This is a genomic window from Neobacillus niacini NBRC 15566 (assembly GCF_001591505.1).
Classification (GTDB): Bacteria; Bacillota; Bacilli; order Bacillales; family Cytobacillaceae; genus Neobacillus; species Neobacillus niacini.
The window spans coordinates 1-5,555 of the sequence record NZ_BCVA01000092.1 but is presented as its reverse complement, the minus strand read 5'-3'; the positions used below and the strand labels follow the sequence as shown (position 1 = coordinate 5,555).

Genomic DNA, 5,555 nt, shown 5'->3' with positions numbered 1-5,555 from the left:
GCTTTATAAAAGAATCACAAAAAAAAACACTAATTCTTTAGTGAACAGAAGCGTCAACCGACGCTTCTGTTTTCTTTTTTATTTAGACTAATCCTCATCAGATTTTATTACGGAGAACAAAAAAGGCACATTCTGATTTATCACAGATACAATTATGTCGCATTTTGAACAAAAGTTTTTTAAGCTGAAGGGAGAAAGTGACCGTTCCACAAGATTATTGTTTGGAAACAGTAATAAATTATCTAAATATTTCTCTTTTTCCACAGAAACGAACATTCATTCGTGTATAATTAAGATGCTCTAATAAAAGGAGGAATTTTAATGAATTCTATTGATTTAATTATTTTAAACTTTAATGAAATTAGGAGAAGAAGCATTAAAGTTTGGAGTTCTATTCCTGATGAGAAACTTCATTGGAAGCCAGATGGTGAAGCAATGAATTGCCTAGAAATGATTAGACACGTACTAGAAAGTGAACATTACTATCACTTAGCAATTAAAAATAGTGGGAGTTTGTCCGTTTTCAATTCTCCTTTCGAAAATCGTCCATTTACCTCAGTAAATGCCGAAGTGGAATATGCTGAACCTTATAGAAAAGCGTTCATAGATACAATCAAGTCATTTTCTGAAGAAGACTTAGAAAATATAAAGATAGACCGCTCTGATTCAGGTTACATAAGAGATTTAGGCGACATGTTATTACGTGTTGGCTATCATGAATCCATTCATACGGGTCAGTTATTGGATTATTTAAGAACAGCAGGTGTTCCAAGAGTCCGTATCTGGGATTAATCCACTCCAATGGTGCTACCACAATAGTGATGCACCTTTTTTATTCTGAATCCGTTTATGTTTGCCCCATTTCTTGTTTTAATCCTCAATAGGGATACGCCCTCGAGTAACAACTATATCTAATTTCATCGCAATTTGGTTCAAATATGACGTTAATCAACAAGTCCTTCTCCTCTAAATGTTTTCTCGAAAAACAATTCCAACTATAGGGCTTTATTACCCTAAAAAGGGCGTTTGTCTTCGGCATCATGTCCAATCTAGAGAGGCGATTAAAGAATAAAATGCTAAAGATAAATAGGGAAAGGTGTTGGGCCAATTGAAAAGGGAAAGAGAGTTTGATAATCGAAGAAACCAATCTGTGTTTAGAGGTTCTGCAAAAAACAATGACACTAGCAACAACAGGAACAGGAACGATAACACAAATGTCGATGTTGATGTGGATATTGATAATGAATTTGATAATGAAGTGAGAAATACTTCAGTGTCAGAAGCGGAAGCAGAAGTACAAAACACCGATAGAAACACAAATGTGGCTAGAGCTACTATAAATAACTCAGGAAATTCTCGTGTGGATGTTCGATTAAACAGCAACAGCAATGCTCGTGTAAGATCCGACCAAGAGCAAGATAATGAACAAGATCAAGACACAAATGTTGATGTTGATTTATAAGATAGGTTCTAACAAATTTATGACTTTCATTTAAATAATTATAGGGGGAAGTAAAATGTCAAGAAGACATAATAACCGCCGTAATAACACAAACACAGATGTGAATGTGGATGTAAATAATGATTTTGAAAACGATATTCGTAATCGTTCAGAGTCAGATGCAGAAGCGGACGTACGCAACATTGACAGAAACACAAATGTGGCTAGAGCTACTATAAATAACTCAGGAAATTCCCGTGTAGATATTACCTTAAATAGCAGAAGTAATGCACGTGTAAGAACTGAGCAAGATCAAGAAAACGGTCAGGATCAAAATACTGATATAGATGTAGATTTTTAATTAACAATAAATGGTGGGGCTATGTTATTAGAATAGGTGGAATTAATGGGAAAATACAGAGGCAAAAGTAAGAACCTCCCTTCTGGTTGGCAAAATTCAAAAACTAATAACTCTTCCGAATCTCTTGCTATTAAAGAAGATAGCGTAAGAATTAAAAGCGAAAACATAAATACGATTGGACAAAGTGGTAACTCTGATGTAGATGTGCAAGTTGATGTACATGTGGGTACTACACCAATTGCATTTGCCATTCTTACTTCGCTGCTTGCTACTAAACAAATGACTGTGGAAGAGTTTGATGAAGCGGTAAGAAGTCTTGAAAATCTTATCCATGGAAAGGGTTTTAATGTTACTTCATTAATACCGAATAATGTTACTGATGTAAAATTGTTCAAAAGAAGTAAAAGAAGAGTGGATTAATTGTATCACTCTTCTTTTTAATAAGATTTAGGAGAACGAGGGAATAGTAGTTTAATTTTTATTAGAATTCTCTTGTCACATTCTTTTCCCTATATTGCGGTATCTAAGAAAGTTGATAAGAAGAGAGATGTTAATATGGAAAAAAGTTCGAAAAACATATTTGATTTTATAGTCGTTGGAACTGGCCCTGCTGGTGCAGTGATAGCAAAGACACTTTCAGATGATAAAAAAACTTCGGTACTTGTTTTGGAGGCTGGAGAAAATAATGATAGGGACCAGCCCATTCGTGATTCTAGATTTGCTCTAGAACTAGAGGAACAATTTTTCGCACAATACTTTTGGCAAGGAGAAGGTGCACCTCAACCAGAAGTAGATAACAGAACCTTTGAATGGACAACTGGCCGGCTTTCGGGTGGAGGTTCATCTATTAATGGAGAGCAATATGTAAGACCTACACCTTCTGTTTTAAGAGATTGGGAAATGCTCTTAGGTCCACTGTGGTCACCTGAGAATGCTATACAAACCTTTAAACAGTTAGAAAATTTTCATGGTAAAACAAATAGCCCAGAATTTCACGGTTTTGATGGGCGTTTAAATATCAGGCAAGCCCCACTAAATCCTCCTACTATGACAAAAAAGCTGGTTTCAGCTATGGAACAAGCAACTGGTTTTCGTAAAATACTGGATTATAATGACCCCAAAACCCCTATTGGTCCTTTTACTCGCTGGCAACTATTTCAAAAAAACAATGGACAGCGTGAGAGTTCATCCACTGCATTTTTGTCTTCAGACATTATGACTCCTGATGGAATTGGTGTTAATGGGCGAAAGTTAAGAGTTGTGTATAAGTCAACTGCGTTACGCATTTTATTTGATGGCAAAACCGCAATTGGTATTGAATTCCTAATGGAAGGTAAAAGGGTACGTGCATTTGCCCGTAAAAAAGTGATTATTTCAGCAGGCATAAACAGTACCCAACTATTAATGTTATCTGGGATTGGACCCGCAGACGCTCTTCACCAGGCAGGCATTCCTGTTGTATTTAATAATCCAAATGTAGGTGAATTTTTAACCAATCATACTTTAAATACAGCTACATTTACAGTAAATCGGAAAGATATCCCAGAGCTGCAAAATGACCCATTCGCTCTTTATACAGGCGGTGCTTTTTTACCTAATCCACTTACTAGCAAAAATAATCGACGCCGTGGTGTACAGTTAATAGGAATATTCTCAGAAGGCAGTTTAAATATTGCTATTTTATTTTTACAACCTAAAAGCCGTGGAAGAATTGAAATTCAAAATAATGACCCGTTAAAAATTGTACTTGCGGATGAAGGTTTTCTTGATAATCGTTATGACATGGAGGTAGTTAAAGCAATCTATAAAACGTACATTACAGATATTGCCGACAATCTCTCAAAAATTGACCCTCATTATCAGCTGGTTAGTCCCACTCTCGAAACCATTCAAGACGATGAAGAACTGGAAAACTATATAAAAGAAAATTTCGATCATAACCACCATCAACAAAGCTCACTACGTATGGCACCTTTTAATCGAGGTGGGGTAGTGGATCGTTTTGGTAATGTACATGGAGTTGATAATTTAATGGTTGCCGATGCTTCTATCATACCTTTTACAGTCGACGGTAACACTTCTGCAACTGCTTACCTAATTGGATATACAATAGCGAAACACCTTGAAAATACCTTATAACCATTATTCAAAAATAGTTGTCTGACAGCCATATAAAACGCCTATTCCGATTCTCCATTACTGAATAAACTGTTTAATGAATCTTATGGACAAGGAGGTGATTTTAGTGAGTAGAAGAGAGTATGATAACTCTAGAAATTTTGATGTTAATGATGAGTTCGATTTTGATTTCGATCCGAACATGGATCAAGATTCAAGAAGAAGACATTCAAATGATAGAAGAAATATGGCTAGAAATAGGAATACTTCCACTTGCCAACAACTTGCAGATATTATTGGAGGAGAGGTTATTACTGCAGCTCCTGCCTGTGTTGTGCAACGTCTTCGTAACATTGATGCTACTATTTTAGGCCGCCGCACTCGATCCCCACTTGCACTTCCATTTGCATTATCCTTTGAAAATAACATTGGCGGAAGAACGCTGAATCTAGGAGAAACAGTTATCCTTCAAAGAGAAATTAATCCTTTTCTAACTGCGTTGCGCAGGAGAGGAATTATTGTAACTGCCGTTCATAACCATTGGCTTTTTGAGAATCCAAGATTAATGTATATGCACTGGGAGAATGTTGGAGATTCGTTTACGTTTGCTAGAAACAGTTTTGAAGCCGCTAGAGAAGTTGGTTTGATTTAAATATCAAAGCCATTTGTGACGATTATTATTCTATCTCACAAATGGCTTTAACTATTTAACGACTTTAATATTTACAAAATAACATTACAAAAACGTTCAAGTTTTTCAACTGAATTTTGAACTGTCGTAAATCTTACTTTAAAAAAATTAATACATACTTGCCATATAATTAATTAGGTATCCGTTCTTATTTAAAATGATTCTAATCTTAAAGTAGTACTTTCATATTGATTTGGAGAAAGCTCAACCATTAATAGGAAAAATTAACTAAAAATTGAATATTATTCGGTCCCTTTTTCTTATTGTTAATCACAATAAAACAAGCGATAATGATAATCAATATCATTGATAATAATTATCATTTACTCAGGAGGTTTTATTATGTTTATTCAATTTCTAAAGGAAAATCGTTATGTATCATTGCTGCTTACTGTACTTCGACTCTATCTTGGATGGCAGTGGTTAAATGCTGGCTGGGGGAAAATCTCTAGTGGTAACTTTGATGCAAGCGGCTTTATTAATGGAGCAATAAAAAATATGTCTGGTGAGCACCCTGCTGTTCAACCTTGGTGGGGAAATTTTTTGAAAAAGGTTGCATTACCGTACGTTGACCTTTTTAATGTAATCGTTCCTTGGGGAGAATTTTTAGTAGGTCTCGGATTAATTTTTGGTATTTTCACATCATTTTCTATACTAATGGGCCTTACAATGAACTTTGCTTATATGTTATCTGGAACAACAAGTATAAATCCTCAAATGGTTTTACTAGGATTGTTTCTTCTTGTGGCAGGAATAAATGCTGGAAAGTTGGGATTGGATCGTTGGTTCATGCCGCTATTAGGAAAATTGATAAATAAAAAAGCTGGGAATGCACCATTTTCCCAAAGTGCCTAATGTAAATACCCCTAACCTGCCAGTTAGCCCAATAAGAAATCCTTTTATAACTCATGAATTATAAAACCAAACTACATTGTGTCATTTAC

At 35.3% G+C, this 5,555-nt stretch carries 7 protein-coding genes; all 7 read left to right on the top strand.

Annotation, left to right across the window (positions count from 1 at the left end):
- The first annotated feature begins 321 nt into the window (after positions 1-321).
- The 7 genes from BANA01_RS28650 (at position 322) to BANA01_RS28620 (ending at position 5,466) form a co-directional block, all read left to right on the top strand.
- Positions 322-792 (top strand): DinB family protein, encoded by a 471-nt coding sequence (locus tag BANA01_RS28650; protein WP_034677025.1) that lies wholly within the window; start codon positions 322-324, stop codon positions 790-792.
- A 304-nt stretch (positions 793-1,096) separates the two neighbouring features.
- Positions 1,097-1,462 (top strand): hypothetical protein, encoded by a 366-nt coding sequence (locus BANA01_RS28645; protein WP_218008437.1) that lies wholly within the window; start codon positions 1,097-1,099, stop codon positions 1,460-1,462.
- A 55-nt stretch (positions 1,463-1,517) separates the two neighbouring features.
- Positions 1,518-1,802, top strand: a complete 285-nt coding sequence (locus BANA01_RS28640; protein ID WP_034677021.1) for a hypothetical protein — start codon at positions 1,518-1,520, stop codon at positions 1,800-1,802.
- A gap of 45 nt (positions 1,803-1,847) precedes the next feature.
- A complete protein-coding gene (locus BANA01_RS28635) occupies positions 1,848-2,222 on the top strand; it encodes a hypothetical protein (RefSeq protein ID WP_034677018.1) in 375 nt (124 codons plus the stop codon).
- Between the two features lie 135 nt (positions 2,223-2,357).
- Positions 2,358-3,941, top strand: coding sequence for a GMC family oxidoreductase (locus BANA01_RS28630; RefSeq protein ID WP_034677016.1), 1,584 nt, complete (start codon positions 2,358-2,360; stop codon positions 3,939-3,941).
- Positions 3,942-4,047: 106 nt separating this feature from the next.
- Positions 4,048-4,572 (top strand): DUF1259 domain-containing protein, encoded by a 525-nt coding sequence (locus tag BANA01_RS28625; RefSeq protein ID WP_326160894.1) that lies wholly within the window; start codon positions 4,048-4,050, stop codon positions 4,570-4,572.
- Positions 4,573-4,953: 381 nt separating this feature from the next.
- Complete coding sequence (locus BANA01_RS28620) at positions 4,954-5,466, top strand: DoxX family membrane protein (protein WP_034677014.1); 513 nt, start codon at positions 4,954-4,956, stop codon at positions 5,464-5,466.
- Positions 5,467-5,555: the final 89 nt, after the last annotated feature.